The 15,431-nt window shown below is 36.0% G+C and carries 13 protein-coding genes and 2 pseudogenes; 3 read left to right on the top strand and 12 right to left on the bottom strand.

The features are described 5' to 3' along the window. Positions 1-131: 131 nt before the first annotated feature. The 3 genes from yhaM to AC1M36_RS11430 are packed head-to-tail and all read right to left on the bottom strand — an operon-like array spanning position 132 to position 5,268. The gene (gene yhaM / locus AC1M36_RS11440) at positions 132-1,076 is read right to left on the bottom strand and encodes a 3'-5' exoribonuclease YhaM (protein WP_336450848.1); all 945 of its coding nucleotides are present in this window, start codon (positions 1,074-1,076) and stop codon (positions 132-134) included. Positions 1,077-1,117: 41 nt separating this feature from the next. Beyond that, positions 1,118-4,030, bottom strand: coding sequence for an ATP-binding protein (locus AC1M36_RS11435; protein WP_336450847.1), 2,913 nt, complete (start codon positions 4,028-4,030; stop codon positions 1,118-1,120). After that, positions 4,027-5,268 (bottom strand): metallophosphoesterase family protein, encoded by a 1,242-nt coding sequence (locus AC1M36_RS11430; RefSeq protein WP_336450846.1) that lies wholly within the window; start codon positions 5,266-5,268, stop codon positions 4,027-4,029. Before AC1M36_RS11430 ends, AC1M36_RS11435 begins: the two co-directional genes overlap by 4 nt. Before the next feature lie 279 nt (positions 5,269-5,547). On the opposite strand from AC1M36_RS11430, the gene AC1M36_RS11425 reads away from it, so the two are divergent. Beyond that, the gene (locus AC1M36_RS11425) at positions 5,548-5,733 is read left to right on the top strand and encodes a YhzD family protein (RefSeq protein WP_174101553.1); all 186 of its coding nucleotides are present in this window, start codon (positions 5,548-5,550) and stop codon (positions 5,731-5,733) included. Between the two features lie 25 nt (positions 5,734-5,758). Here the strand turns inward: AC1M36_RS11425 and AC1M36_RS11420 are convergent, their stop codons facing one another. Further along, positions 5,759-6,118: a hypothetical protein gene (locus tag AC1M36_RS11420; RefSeq protein WP_336450845.1), complete on the bottom strand. Its 360-nt coding sequence runs from the start codon at positions 6,116-6,118 to the stop codon at positions 5,759-5,761. A gap of 159 nt (positions 6,119-6,277) precedes the next feature. Between AC1M36_RS11420 and AC1M36_RS11415 the strand changes: the two genes are divergently transcribed. After that, positions 6,278-6,418: a YflJ family protein gene (locus AC1M36_RS11415; RefSeq protein ID WP_336450844.1), complete on the top strand. Its 141-nt coding sequence runs from the start codon at positions 6,278-6,280 to the stop codon at positions 6,416-6,418. Positions 6,419-6,500: 82 nt separating this feature from the next. On the opposite strand, the gene AC1M36_RS11410 is transcribed toward AC1M36_RS11415, so the two are convergent. The 8 genes and pseudogenes from AC1M36_RS11410 to AC1M36_RS11375 form a co-directional block, all read right to left on the bottom strand. Further along, positions 6,501-6,890: an Ig-like domain-containing protein gene (locus AC1M36_RS11410; RefSeq protein ID WP_431613066.1), complete on the bottom strand. Its 390-nt coding sequence runs from the start codon at positions 6,888-6,890 to the stop codon at positions 6,501-6,503. 179 nt (positions 6,891-7,069) lie between these two features. Then, positions 7,070-7,510: a hypothetical protein gene (locus AC1M36_RS11405; RefSeq protein WP_479845885.1), complete on the bottom strand. Its 441-nt coding sequence runs from the start codon at positions 7,508-7,510 to the stop codon at positions 7,070-7,072. A 213-nt stretch (positions 7,511-7,723) separates the two neighbouring features. After that, positions 7,724-8,368 (bottom strand): response regulator transcription factor, encoded by a 645-nt coding sequence (locus AC1M36_RS11400; RefSeq protein WP_336450841.1) that lies wholly within the window; start codon positions 8,366-8,368, stop codon positions 7,724-7,726. Positions 8,369-8,527: 159 nt separating this feature from the next. Next, on the bottom strand, positions 8,528-9,691 hold the full coding sequence (locus AC1M36_RS11395) for an RNA-guided endonuclease InsQ/TnpB family protein (protein ID WP_479845937.1): 1,164 nt from the start codon (positions 9,689-9,691) through the stop codon (positions 8,528-8,530). Continuing rightward, positions 9,654-10,289: pseudogene (locus AC1M36_RS11390) on the bottom strand (IS607 family transposase). Before AC1M36_RS11390 ends, AC1M36_RS11395 begins: the two are co-directional and overlap by 38 nt. Before the next feature lie 43 nt (positions 10,290-10,332). Beyond that, positions 10,333-11,544, bottom strand: coding sequence for a sensor histidine kinase (locus AC1M36_RS11385; RefSeq protein WP_336450840.1), 1,212 nt, complete (start codon positions 11,542-11,544; stop codon positions 10,333-10,335). A 537-nt stretch (positions 11,545-12,081) separates the two neighbouring features. Then, complete coding sequence (locus AC1M36_RS11380) at positions 12,082-13,512, bottom strand: MDR family MFS transporter (RefSeq protein ID WP_336450839.1); 1,431 nt, start codon at positions 13,510-13,512, stop codon at positions 12,082-12,084. 767 nt (positions 13,513-14,279) lie between these two features. After that, a pseudogene (locus AC1M36_RS11375) lies at positions 14,280-14,435 on the bottom strand (IS200/IS605 family accessory protein TnpB-related protein); the annotation flags it as partial. Between the two features lie 223 nt (positions 14,436-14,658). Here AC1M36_RS11375 and AC1M36_RS11370 point away from each other — a divergent pair. Next, complete coding sequence (locus tag AC1M36_RS11370; protein ID WP_479845884.1) at positions 14,659-15,243, top strand: TetR/AcrR family transcriptional regulator; 585 nt, start codon at positions 14,659-14,661, stop codon at positions 15,241-15,243. Positions 15,244-15,431 lie beyond the last annotated feature (188 nt).

The raw sequence follows: 15,431 nt of genomic DNA, 5'->3' as shown, positions 1-15,431 counted from the left end.
CAGCTCAAAAATCAGCAAAAACAAAGAAATGAGGTGAGGGATTAACTGTCCGTAAAAGCCCGATTGGTGATCACTAATAATCAGTGGTGGGAGGATGAAGCCCCCAACCACTGATTAAAGTTTCACTTTATTTAGTTATGAAAAGAAGGCTTATAGAACGAACGATTATCAAGGGCAAAGACACGCTCTGTGTATTCACCTGGTTTCGCACGTCCTAGGGCACGATCCATCATGTTCATTTTCGCATCTAAATTATCGATGTAATGCAGAATTTCTGCTTCTTTTACTAATGGTGGTTTCGGACTCCCCCATTCTGCTTTCCCGTGATGAGATAGGACGATATGCTGAAGGATTAATACTTCTTCTCCTTCAATTTTCAGTTCATCGGCTGCTTTTCCAATTTCGTTTACCATGATGGAAATGTGACCGAGCAGGTTTCCTTCTAGTGTATATGTTGTTGAAATTGGACCAGATAATTCAATTACTTTTCCAAGGTCATGTAAAATAACGCCTGCATACAGTAAGTCTTTATCTAAAGATGGATATAGCGTTGCAATTGCTTTCGCTAAATCAAGCATCGATACAACGTGATACGCAAGTCCTGATACGAACTCGTGATGATTTTTCGTCGCTGCTGGATAGTCTAAAAATTCATTTTGATGTTTATTCAGTAAGTGTCTTGTAAGACGCTGAATGTTTGGGTTTCTCATTTCAAATATGTACTGTGTAATCTTTTCTACCATATCTTCTTTTTTCACTGGTGCTTTTTCAACAAAGTCTGAGATATCTGTTACTTCATTCGCATTTGCAACGCGGATTTGCTTCACACGAAGTTGAATGCGCCCTTTATAATTTTGAATATCCCCAGCTACTTTCACAATCGTTTCCGCTACATATTGCTTCTCTACTTCAGGTGATACATCCCATAGCTTCGCTTCAATATCGCCGCTTTGGTCTTGTAAGATTACTGTTAAAAATGGCTTCCCATTACTCGCGATACCTTTTGTCGCCGTTTTAATTAGCAGGAAGATATCGACTTGTTCACCAACTTCATACTCTGCAATTTTCTTTTTCATTCTGATTCCTCCACCAACTTAAGTACTTTTAGTATAGCACACTACACCTTATTTTCTTTACGCTCACGTGATAATTTTATAATCTGTTTTTCCGTAAAGAATGATAATAGATGGGCATGACATGTAAAGAAAATCACTTGTCTATCCTTCGCAATTTCTTTTATTAACTGGATTGTTCGTTCTGTTCTTATCGCATCAAAATGCACAAAGCTATCATCAATAATAAATGGATAATCATGTTCAAACGTCCGCGCTAACGCAAATCTTAGTGATAAATAGAGTTGTTCCGCTGTCGCTTGACTGAGTTCATGACTGTAAAAACGAATCCCATCACTCCGCTCTACAATAAACGGCTCTGCTTCAGATGGTGAAAATATTTTACTATACTTTTCGCCTGTTAAGTATATAAAATATTCCTCGGCCTTTTGTAAAATACGTGGCAGCTGTACTTCATGATAGTATTGCTTCGTTTTTGTTAACACTGTTTTTGCCGTGGCATATGCAGCCCATTTCTTCACTTGCTCACGTACTTGTGATTTTTTCATTTCCCATTCATGTAATAAATCACCGTACGTACTGCCTTCTTCTAAATTCGCAATCTCTACGCGGTACTCCGCAATGCGCTCCGTCAATTTCTTCTCTTCTGAAAGGAAGTCTCGTATATGAAGCACTTCTTGATTTAAGTTTTCTTCATACCCTTCCACTTGGTAGTGTTCCACTAATGATAAACTTGTTAAACGCTTTTCTAGCATATCAATTTGAGGTGATAACCGCTCTACTTGCTTCTCTGCCTCTTCACGCTTTTCTGCTCTCTTGCCAGCTTCTAAAAACGTTTCTTCATCAGTAGCTTCCGCCACTCTCCATAGCGCATCTCTTTCTAGTATGAGCTGATGTACTTGATGTTGCAGTACTTCTCGTTCTTCTTTCCAATCAGCAAGCTTTCCTAAAAGTTGTTCCTTCTTTTGCCCTTTTTCTTTTTCCTTTTGAATACGATCACGAATCATATGAAGATGATCAAAATCTGTATTTTTCATAACGTTCTCTAGTTTATGTTCAAACTGCGAAATCATTTCATATAAAATTCCTTTTCGCTCCAACAACTTTCCTACTTCACGATATAACTGCTGCATCTTTTCCATACGTTCAAATGCCGGCAATATATGTGCATATGTATAAAAGCGCGGGAAAGAATAGCGTGCATGATATGTCTCTACTTGCTCTCCCACATGAAACGTATCCTGCTCCCATTCTTCATATGCAGAAACCACTTTATCATAGGCCCGTTCTATTTGTTGCAACTTATAAGACTCGCGCTCAAATAATTTACGCATTTCTTCATCTTTTTCTAATTGATAACGAATGGATAGCGCCTCTTCATTTTGCCTTCCCCCTGCACTTTGCTGCAATGTAAGCAGTTCCGCTTGTAAGCTATCTGAAGCATTATCTTTATATAAAACAAGGGCAAGTACAATAAGAACAAAAACAATAACGCTCGTAAATAACAATGTACGGTTATCTAACAATACACTTGTCAGCAAAATCACTGTATTAATAGCTAACAAAAAGAAACAGACTTTCTGCCAACGCTTTTTCTTTTCCTGCGCACTTTTCATTCTTTCTTCATATTGACTACTAGTCCCAATAAAACTTGTACCTTGAAACGCCTTTTCCTTTTCTACAAGTTTCTGCCGCTCTTCATCCGCTAACATTTGCTTTTGAATGTGCCTTACATTCTCCTCTTGTTCTTCTAATTGCTCTTGGGCTACTTTAAAACGCTCATCAAGCTGCTCTTTCCGCTTGTCTAATTCTCTCGCCTTTTGCACCGTTTGCGTTATCATTTCTTTTGCGGCAAGGCTTGTGTCAAATGACAGTATACTTTCCTTTTCAAAAGTAGCACCAATTTGTTGCTCAAGCTCTTCTATCTCTTCTTTCATATTTCGGGTACTTACTGTAATATCACGCATTTCTTGGCGCGCATTTTCATATGACATATGCTGCATAAGAAGTTCTTCTACATAACTATCTTTTTGCAGTAGCTCTTCTTGTACTTCTATCCCATCTAGTTCCGATTGCACCATTTCCATTCTTTTTTGGATTGAATCCAGTTGCACGCCGAGCGGCTCAAGCTTTGCTTTGATCGTTTCATAACGCTCCACACCTCGAACTGGAAACGGATTCTTCTGCTCTTCTAACGCTTTTTCATATGCACGCTTTTCAATGACAAGCGGTTGCAGCGTGGCCAATACTTCATAGTCTTGCTTACGCCTTTCTGCCATCTCTTTTTCATTCCGAATATGAGCAAGGCGCCCTTCACTTTCTTTTAACTGCCCCATCACCTTTTCATACGTACCAATCTTCCCTTGCCACGCATGAAGCTTTTCCTGGAGTTTCTTTATTTCTTGCAGCAGCGCATTAATCTCGGGCTTACGACCATTTGGCTTAAAACGCTGCTCCATTTCTTTTTCTAACTTTTTATCTAGCTGCAGAAGTGCGTCACTTCCAACTGCACTCGCTGAAAATAAATAATTTCCGATTTCAGCTTCTCCAATATGATGAATATTTTGAAGGCCATGCATATCAAACGAAAAGACAGAATCAAACAAGTGCTCATTCATCCCGCTCAGCACAGTCTGCAGTACTTCTTCTCCAGCTGTTTTTCCATCTTCAAAGTAGACCGTTACTTCCCCAGCAGCCGTTTTCGGAAGGCGCTCGATTTTGAGTCTCCCATGCTGCTCCGTCAGCACCGTTATGGCGCCGCCATACTTCCCGCCTTCTTTCGGCTCATACCGCCGTTGTCCTCTCGTTGGGAATCCAAATAAAATACTCTTCATAAACGAACGAATCGTTGATTTTCCCGCTTCATTTTCACCGTACAACACTGTCAGCAATGAAAGATCCATTTCCACATTTTCTAATTTCCCATAACCGTAAATATGGAGTTTTTCAATTCTCATTTTTTATCCCTCTCTTGCTGGAATAATTGCTCTAATATAATATTTTCCGCTTCCTTTTGAATCTCTGCTTTCTCCTCTTCTGAAAAAGACTCAACCACATTACGCGCGACAGGAGAGGTCCAAATTGACCTAAGCACCGCATCCATATTTGTAAAAGATTCTAGTTCTTGCAGTACACTACCAACAAAATGATTCTCCTCTTTTAACCGCTCCGTTTCCACAAATGAAATCGTCGCATTCTTCCACTTCATCACATACACGAAATCCCTGCGCTCTTCTCCCGCTGCTAAAATATGAAAAATCTCTTCCACTCGTTTTTCATCGCGCAAATAAGAAGCGAGTGGTCCTTGCCCAGTAAACACGACTGTCAAAAGAGTTCCTTCCTCTCCCTTGCGTCCCTCATTCAACGCTTCCGTACAAACTGTCATAAGGTCATCAACTGTTTGTAGTCCATCGATAGGAATTTCTATTTCTCCCCAAACTACATCCGCCGTACCAAAAAACGAACAATCCGTACCTCGCTCTGTAATCGTAACGAGGTATGCCCCCTTTTCTCCCGTTTCCTTCCGGTGACGCCCTTGTATATTGCCTGGATAAATAATATAAGGCTCCTCTGCTAAAATCTCGCGCTTATGTATATGACCAAGAGCCCAATAATCAAACCCTTTTTCCTTCAGCTCACGAATTTGAAACGGTGCATAACGATTATGTTCCGCATCGCCTTCTACACTCCCGTGAAGCATCCCAATATGAAAAGGCGCATCGCTCATTTTTTCATACTGCGCTGTCATATTATCTGTGACAGCTTGCTGGAGATAACTAAACCCATAAATAGATGCAAGCAGTTCACCATCTTTATAAAATGGCTTCGCTTCTACATATGGTTCTGTAAACACATGAACATTTTCAGGAAACTCAATGGCCGCCCAGCTTCCGCCTAAATGATCGTGGTTACCATGAATGATATAAACTGGAACCTCATACTGCGAAAGGCGCTTCATTTGCTCTCTCACAAACACTTGCGCACGCAAACTTCTCGTTTCCGCATCATATAAATCTCCCGCGAGTAGCACAAAATCAACGCGTTCTTGAATTGCTTTATCGATAATACGCTCAAACGACTGAAACGTACTTTGCTTCATTCTTTCCCAAACAGATGACGGCACATTCATTTCCATTCCTTTAAACGGACTATCCAAATGTAAATCCGCCGCATGTATAAACTTCACTTGTTTCACAAATAAACGATCCTTTCCTTATCCGATAAAAGTTTCACTTTACCCCGCTTTAACGGGCAGTAATACTCCTACTTCAAAGTCTAACAAAAACAAAGAAGTTAAACAGGAGATAAACTGCCCGTAAAAGCCCGATTGGTGAAGACTAATGGTCAGTACAAACCACTGACCAAAGTTTCACTTTATTTTACCACGCAATGTCACATATTTCTTTGCATATTCTAGCGATTTATGACAAAATAGTTATAAGATTCTGATTTTAATCTTTGGAGGGGAATTTTCATGGGAGTATACGTTCTAACAGTCTTTGAAAAAGATGGTTCAAAAGTGCTAGACGAATCATTTGAGGTAGCGACAGAAGCAGAAGCGAAGTCAAAAGGCGAATCCATTTTACGAGAAAAAGGATTGTATGAAAAAACACATCGCTGCACATCTTCCGCAGGAAAGCTCGTTTTATTCCAGCGCTAAAAAAGAAGCGTCATCCGCTTCTTTTTCATACTATATCTTCATCACACCACGTAAATACCACATCTAGAATCCGGTTACCAATACGCACGCGTCTATTCCACTTTCCAGTTTGAATTTGGCGCTGCAGTTCATCTTTCATCTTTTCCGTCCAGTCGTGAATGCTTCCATTCCCGTCGTACGGATATACGCCCTGGAACTCTTCCTGCAGAAGATGAAGGCCTTCTATATCCAAATGAAAATGGAAATAGTAGTTCGCCGTAAGCGATGGCTCTTGCAATTTTAAAAACGGATCGTCAATTTGCTTTCGATTTCGGTAGAAAGTAAATATATTCACCTTTCCGCTCGTAATTTGGTCAATTTGAATTTCGTGCTTCTCTATAATCACGTCGTGCCCACCTCGTTATATACTACCTTTAGTATATATGTCTTTTGCATCAAAGTTAACCATTTTCATACGAAATTCATTTCCTTCATCTATTTCCCGTACCTCCAAGTAACAATCAGAACCAATAAACTACACCAAAAAATGAAGGGGAGCGATTACATGTATTTCGGAAGCAAAGGTTGGTATGTAAAAGAACTAAAAAAATTAGGTATCCGTACTTACGAAGGTAGAAAATTAGAATCATATCGTACGCATGTGTTGGCTAGTTTGCTTGAGAGAGTTCAGAGGGAATCGGCTTAATAAATAAAAAGAAGCAACATTTATTTACGTTGCTTCTTTTTTATTTTACTTTTCTACGACGCAATAAGTAGGATTTTCGTAATCAATTAACATGAATCATTACGCTCTCTTGATAAGAACCATCGAATATCACTTGAGCTGTTATAATTGAATGTTCTTTTAAGTGATGATACGTATGTATACGAAACTTCCCATATTTATCAACTCGACCACTTCCAATAAGTACATCACCATTCATTAATACGATTGTTGAATACGGTTTCGCATAGCCTGTTACATATTTATCATTATGTGTCACAGAATCTACCGTTATTTTTGTATCAATATAATCAACAGACTGAATATTATTCTTTTCCGTTACATCTTCAATTCCTGGAAATTCTCGATTCATATCAGCTTTTTGGGGACTAAAACTCAAATTTATCTGCCAACCAAACCTATACAATATGTCAATGAAACCATATGGAAGCATTTGCGCTAACTCCCCCTCCACTTCTTCAAGCATTTTTAATTCATTTACAGCATTGTATACAATCTGTCCTTACACGCCTAAACTCGATATAACAAACTGAATTTACATCTATAAATACGATTATTGAATCAAAAAGGAATCTCATTGATTGCTTATAGAATATTTTTCGAATTCATATATTACTGTTTACTACATATCTTACAGAACATATATATAATGCAGCTTTTTATTCCAGATGCAATAACAACGCTAAATAAAAGGAACCATGCTACATTCCCTAATGATGGAAGTCCTCCTTCAAATACATCCATAATAACCATCTGGCCGACTATTAAGAAGATCCAAGAGATTACATACTGTCTTCCACTTTTGATATATAAAATCCCATCATCATAATAGACTTCCATGACACTCCCTTGCCAAACGCCAATACCAAAAGCAAAGAGTGAAATAGCCAACAGCTCAGCTTGTAAATCCCAGGTCATTGGATAAGGCATCGTGTATATTACAATCCCTGCAACAATTAGGAAAATGAAAATATCTATCCATTTTATTTTTCGAGGCTTAATTTGAATCCAAACAAAGAAAATGACTGTAGAAATCAAAAACAAAGTTATCATTTAATGATTCTATTTCCTTTCTCTATTAGAAGCTTCTGTATTTCTAATGAGATTGTATTGTTTCAATCTTTCTTGAAGCTCACTTGTGAAATTAACATTATCAAACATGTAACTTTTCGATACTTTCTGAGCATAGCATGAAGAAGAAATAAAAAAATCGTACAAAAGGGCAAGCCTTCCATGTACGATTGGGCATTTATAATATTTCATGTTTTAAAGATGAATTAATTTCTTTTCAATAGATATAGCTACCGCTTCTGATCGTGAATTTACACCTAGTTTATTATAAATATTGGTTAAATACGCTTTTACTGTTCGTTCTGCTATTCCCATATCAAATGCAATTTCTTTGTTCTTATATCCACGTGCGATGGCTTTTAGAACAAAAAGTTCTTTTTCTGTCAAATTAGGCTTTTCAAAAGAATTTATATGTACCTGTTTCCTTTTATAATTAACGATTTTTTCCATAACCTCTTGTTGTAGTAAGGTCTCGCCCCTAATAGCCGCCTCCAATGTCCGAAATAAATTGTCACGACCAGTATCTTTTAATAAGTATCCTTTTGCTCCTAATTCAATTCCCTTTATCATTAATTCGTCTTCATTATAGGTCGTTAATATAATAATTGGAGTTTTATCCTGTTTTTTATTTAAATGTTCAATTGTGTCTAAACCATTCATTTTAGGCATATTTAAGTCCATTAAAATGACATCTGGTTTCTTTTCCTCTATCAAACAAAGAGCTTCTTCCCCATTTTCAGCCTCACCTATGATTTGAAATGAATCACTCGTTTCTATTATTAATTTTAGACCTTCTCTTACAACGAAATGATCATCAACAATTAATACATTATACTTCATGTCTATCTGCAACTAAAAACATAGACAAACATAATCATCTACGTTAGATCATTCTTGTTTCTATGTGCCTCGCCTCGCTTCGCCACTTACTCGCTACTACAATTTGATATAGCACTCCACAAGCGTAAATTCGGATGTAGCCCACCCTACATATATACGTTATCGAGATGTGATGATTGTATATTCTATTGCATATTTCAAATTTAGACTTGCGTTAAAGTCTCTATCCATTTCAACATCGCAGTTGTCACATTTAAAAATTCTATCAGATAAACGTAGTTCAACTTTTTTATATCCACAACAAGAACATGTTTTCGAACTAGGATAAAAACGATGTACCATTCTTAATTCGATACCATATTCATTGCATTTATACGTCAACCATTCTCTAAAGCGATAGAATTTCTGCACAAATACTGCACGAGACAAATGACGATTTTTCATCATCCCTTTAACATGCAAATCTTCAATTGTTATATACTTCGGTTTGGCTTTCACTAAAGTATTTACAACATATCTAATATATTCCTCGCGGATGTTCGCAAGGTGATTATGAAGTTTTTGTATCACTAAGATTTGTCTATTGATATTCTTTTTAGTGGCAGATTTTTCACCTCTCTTTTTCAAATATTCATATTTACGACTTAAAGATTTTTGTTGTCGTTTTAAAGATTTTTCTAATCTTTTTATTTTCTGTGTTTTATTGATATTTTTAAAAGTAACGTCATGACTACAAATTGCAAAATCTTTAATTCCAATATCTACACCTATACCATCTTGTGTGTTTATTTGCGTATTCTTTGTATCCACTTCACAAAGTACAGATACAAAGAATTTACCTACTTTTTGAGAAACAGTTCCACTACTTACCTTAGCATTCGTGGGGATGTAACCAAATTCTTTTAATCGTACCCATCCAATGGTAGGTATTTTAATGCGATGTCGTTCGACCATCCAATCTGTTTTGTTATTTTTCGGAAAATAGCATTTTACATCTTGGTCGCGTTTCTTTTTGAAACGAGGAAATTTTGTTTTTCCTTTGAAAAAATTTTGAAATGCTTTTTCTCCATTCATAATAGCTTTTTTCATTGCTTTAGAAGACACTTCTTTGATCCGCATTTTATCTCTATGATTCGGAATATATTCGTTATTCAACCACTTAGAAAAGTCCATTCCACTGATGAATTTCTTTTCTTTTTCGTATATTTCTTTATTATGGGCGATATAGAAGTTGTAAATATATCGACTTACTCCAATCGTTTGAATAACTTTGTTTTTTTGAATATCAGTGAGTTTGATTTCTGTTTTGTATGCTTTTTTCAACATCCTCATCCTCTTTGATTTTCTTTTTATATTTTCTTAAACCGTAAATTCTACAACTAAAAATATGAAGAATAGAAATCATATCTTGAACAAGTTCTTCTTGCGGAGAAAGGCTTTCATTATTTACAACAATTATATTTACGTTGAATGAATGTAAGAGTCTTTCGAACCAATCATAACCAAAAGGGATCAATCTATCTTTATGTGCAATCACAATTGTATCTATCTCATTTGTCATGTATGTATTGATTAAACCGTTCCAGTTTTTACGGTTATACTTCAGACCGCTACCGTAATCTTCTATGACTCCATCCTCAATCATTCCTTTTGCATTTACAAAATCCCTAAGAAATTCAACTTGATTCTTTAAATCATCTTTTTGATTGGAAGTGGAAACTCGTGCATAAATAACAATTTTTCTTTGTTCGTTTGTTTTGTGAACTCCTATATATTCCAAATATTGTTCATGTGTATAATATCTTCTGTTACTAGGAGAACGAAAAGCTTTTAATTTCCCTTGATTATCCTAACGTTGTAAAGTCAACACGGAGACATTTAATAATTCAGAGAATTCTTTCGGTTTATAATGTTTTCCCACATAATCAGCTCCTTATGATTATGTGGGAAAACATTTTAATTAACTAAAAGACATCTCCTTCTTTATTTATCGGTACTTGAATGTATACTTTCGTACCTTTCATCTTGTCACTTACTATTTGTATTTTCCCCTCAATCAAACGAACACGCTCATTTAAACCAATTAAACCATAATGCCCAGGAACCTTACCGATATACCCAGTATCAAAACCAATTCCGTTATCTTGAATTTGGATCGTTAGTATTCTAAGGTCATCTATATAATCGACTTTTATATTTACATCTGTTGCTTGTGAATGTTTGGCGATATTCGTTAAGCATTCACTTATTAAATATAAACAGTGTTCCTTTACTAAGCTTGAAATATGAGGGGTACTTTGAATATGAAATCTTACATGTATAGATGTAGCCTCAGAAAAACGCTTTATTTCTTCCTCTACTGCTTTATGAAATGGATTGGTGGTATAGCGCAAATCATCTATAACCAACCTTGCATCATGTAAAGTTTCCCTCGCTCTTACCATCGTTTGTTGAATAATTTCTTGCGAACGCTCTGTATTCCCTCTTTGCATATGGGCATCTATTGCTTCCAATTGCATAATTAAGCTTGCTAAACCTTGGGCTAATGTATCATGTAAATCTCTTGCCATTCGCTGCCTCTCATTAGCTAATGTCAATTCTTCCACTCTCATATATGCAAATTCTAACTCTTGAATGTACCTCTGAATGCGATTACGCGCCTCAAATTGCTGCTTATTAATATAAGAAAAAGGAATAATAATAGCTAATATCAAAAGGAACATAGAAATAAGAATAGCTAATTTATTGCCACCATAATTGATACTACTGGCAACACAAAATATTGCATACATAATCGTAAAAACTGCAATTACTTTAAATATTTTATTATACATATATAAACTTTGTGCAATTAAAATAGGAGTTAACCCAACCAAAACCGCTATCGAGGCATGCGGCACCATAAATGCAGCGAAAAACACAATAAAAAGCTGTATGAAAAAAAAGTAAAGCAACTGGCTATTCTTTAATAAACTAGCGTACCAATGAAAAATAGTATGTATAACAATTACAATTGTAAAAAACAAGCTATCAATGGAAAAAATGTTGTTACGGAATTCTAAAAGCATCGAAGCTATATATACGAGTGTTATCCATAAAACGATAAATCTCCTCGGGATAAACATCGCTTCTAATAAATTTGTATTCAAATCTATATTTGCATTTAATTTCTTCATATTCGACCTCCACCATTAGATTATACTATAAATTAACCTTACAACATCCTGCAGGGTATCATTCTTAACTGTTACCACTACCGTTAAAATGTCCATTTTATTCAATAAAAAAGAGCACCCTGTGCCAGTGGATGCTCTTTTGGGAGTGGAGTTTCCCTAGTATAAGACTAAGCTAGCTTGTCCTACACTATAATATATGCTTGTCCTTTTCAATTGGTGCTATCATATATTAAACTAATCCTATATCACAAGGAGAACTCAACTATGTTTAATTTCAATGGAATGTGGCTTATTTTAGGATTCTTATTATTTCTATTTGGATTAATTATCCTAGCATTGTTCATTAACATATAACTCTACATATAATTTCTATCATAACAAAGAAAAAAGCAACCGTTTTGGATGCTTTTTTACGTTACTTTATTGATATGAAAAATTATTAATATTAATTTTTTAGTGATGCCACTAAAAAATGAGGATCTAATGATTCAACAATATATGATAAATCTATTCACTTATCGAATGAAAACCTTACTTTCAAGACTCCGTATCAGACTCTGGAGCCATTGCCTTTTTGATAAATAACGCAATAACGAAAGCAATACAACATAAGAATAAAGCAAACCAGTAGGCATGGTGCACGCCGATTGTCATGGCTTCATTCATTAATTGTTCTGTTACTGGAGTTGATTGTTTTTCAATATGACTCTGAGTACTTTGGGTCATAATACTTACAAAGATAGAGACTCCAAGTGCTCCTGCAATTGGCTGCAAAGTATTTGCAATCGCTGTGCCGTGTGGATATAGATGCTTCGGTAATTCATTTAATCCATTTGTTTGAGCTGGCATCATAATTGCTGAAATAGATAGCATCAATATGATATATACCATTATGAAAGACCATATCGGTATAGAAGGCGTGATATTACTAAAGAATATCATGACCCCAACCAACATAATTGTACCAGGAATGATTAATTTTCTAGGACCATATTTATCAAATAAAGTACCCATTACTGGCGACATTAATCCGTTTAATAACGCACCTGGCAATAACAATAATCCAGCTACCTTCGCAGTGTATCCGAGAGGTCCTTGTAAATACATTGGCATTACAATTTCAGATGCAAACATCGCCATAATCACAATAACAAAAAGACTGACGCCTCTTGTGTAATTTTTGTATTTGAATACACGAACATCCAATAGTGGTTGCTCTAATTTCAACTGGCGTAGAACAAATAGGACTAAGCTAATGATGCTAATCACGATAATAGAAATGCTTGTTGTTGATAAGAAACCTCTTGCATGTTCTCCAGCACTACTAAAACCATAAATCATTCCACCAATACCAATCGTTGAGAGAATAATTGATATCATATCTATCTTAGGACGTGTAACCTCTCCGACATTTTGTAAATATTTTAACGCAAATACAATTGAAAATAACACGAAAGGTATAACAAATAAGAATAACCATCGCCAACCGAATAGATCAACAATTATCCCCGATATAGTAGGCCCCAGTGCAGGTGCAAACATGATAACCAAGCCAAAGGTCCCCATAATTTTCCCACGCACTTCAGGAGGATAAAGTAAGAGCAAAGCATTCATAATAACAGGGATTAACACCCCTGTACCAATAGCTTGTACCATACGACCGATTAACAACATTGGAAAATTCACTGCACAAGCAGCAATCATTGTTCCAATTAAAAAAATAGTCATAACACCTATAAACAATTGTCTTGTAGTGAACCATTGAATTAATGATGCGGAAATTGGCATTAAAACACCCATAACAAGCATAAATCCAGTTGCCAGCCACTGGACAGTTGGAGCATCAACGTTGAATACAGTCATTAACTTAGTTAAAGCAATATTCAATAAGGTTTCGTTTAATATTACGAAAAATGCACCAATGATGAAAGTTATTAATATTACTCTAGAATTAATCTTATTTTCCATAAAGTTCCTCCGATATTTCCACCATAAACAAATATAATGAGCGGTAATCCATTATTTAAAATGCCTTCTGAAATCGTCTCATTTGCCACAGCTTGTTTATTTTACAGATAATATATCTTTCTAATTCCTTATAAAACGTAAAAATATTTTACATCATTCCTTATTTACCCCAACTCCTTCTCTTCCTTCTTTCAAATAATTAGAACAAGGCACAACCTTAATTATCAATCCATCACGTTCTCTGCACTTTTTATTTTTCAACCACAATACCGCTTCCTTTCAAATTAGAAAATCACAGGTAATCAGCCTGTGATTCAGAGTAAAGGAGAATAAACCCATCCTTATGCAATTGAAAGGAAGCCAAAATAACCGTCACAAAATTAACCTTCTTTTATTGATTGAACTACCCCCACCTACCTCTAAACGAGCTTGCGTTGGGGGATTCTCCTGTTTCTGCTAAGGCAAAAATAGTTCCTCACGTTCAACAAAGGGGATGAAACGATATAGATTTCAGTAGTGTCTTTATCCCGCATTAACGAGCAGTAAGACCCCCACCTCAAGATTCAGAGAAAACCGAAGAAGTTAGGTGGGGGATCAACTGCTCGTTAATGCCCGATTGGTGAGGGCTAATAATCAGTGGGGGATGAAGAAAACCCCCACTGATTAAAGTTTCACTTTATGTGAGACGACCCACTCTATTTTCCAACGAAAGGAAAACAAAACAGGTACAGCTATTTTTTCTTATATCGAGGGCAGAACACTTTGTCATGCATCTTACGGTTCCAACGTTTTTCCCGAACAATCATTTGAAATACAAATCGTTTCGCCCGATTACATGTTTCGATTGTCTATGTGACTGCATCTACCATCTCATGGGGTCAATCTGTCTTATAGATCCGTTTCGAAAAATACGCTTTCTTCACCTGTTTTTACCTCATTTTATTTGATAAGATTATTATACACCAAAACAAACATATGTTCTACAAAAAAGAGACGTTTTTTTGAGAAAAAAATGATTCATCTCCCACCTTCACTTCGTTTAAAGGAAGGAGGCTTCTCGGTTAAAATAATATAAAACACTTACATCATGAGGATTTATTTTGCTACACTAACAAATGTACCAGTTGGTATGTTAAGGGAAGAAACATGGATACAAAATCACTCATAATTGATACTGCTACAAGCCTTTTTCAGCAGAAAGGCTATAAAAGTGTCGGACTCAATGAGATCTTAAAAGCTTGTAACGTGACAAAAGGAGCGCTCTATCATCATTTTCCAAATGGTAAAGAAGAGCTATTAATTACTTGTTTACAAACTTTAAACGAAGCAATCACTACAGATATTAAGGCTATTTTCAAAGAGCACCTATCAGCTAAGGAAACCACCCAATCACTGATTGATACGTTGATTCGCATTTTAGAATCAGAGGGTACCATTACCGGCTATACATTTAGCAGCATTATCAGTGAAATGGCCACGGTGAAGGAACCTGTCCGCAACGCATGTAGTGCGCTATATGAAAACATTCAGCACATTTACTATGCAAAACTTGTAACGGAAGGCTTTTCGAATGAAACGGCTTCCGATATTGCAGTGTTGATGACAGCTTCAATTGAAGGTGCGATGATGCTTTGTTTAACGCAAAAATCAACAGATCCTTTAAAAGCGATAGCCAAACTATTACCAGATTCCTTGGAGGCATTAAAAAAAGTAAACAAAGTCCGATTATGACGACTCTATTCGTTACAGAAATTGTTAAGCTGTTTAATAAAAAATTAATTCTAAGCCATTGTTTTTCTCAAACTTTCATACAAAGCCATACATAGACAGTAGACATCCTACTTGGATAAGATTAATGGTAAAATTGAGAAGTATGGAAGACTTGATTAAGAATATAAACTAATTGGTTACAATTGCTT

Source organism: Bacillus sp. Medicinal_06, from assembly GCF_056711665.1.
Note: the sequence above shows the minus strand (reverse complement) of the source record. Positions and strands in the feature narration are given on the sequence as shown.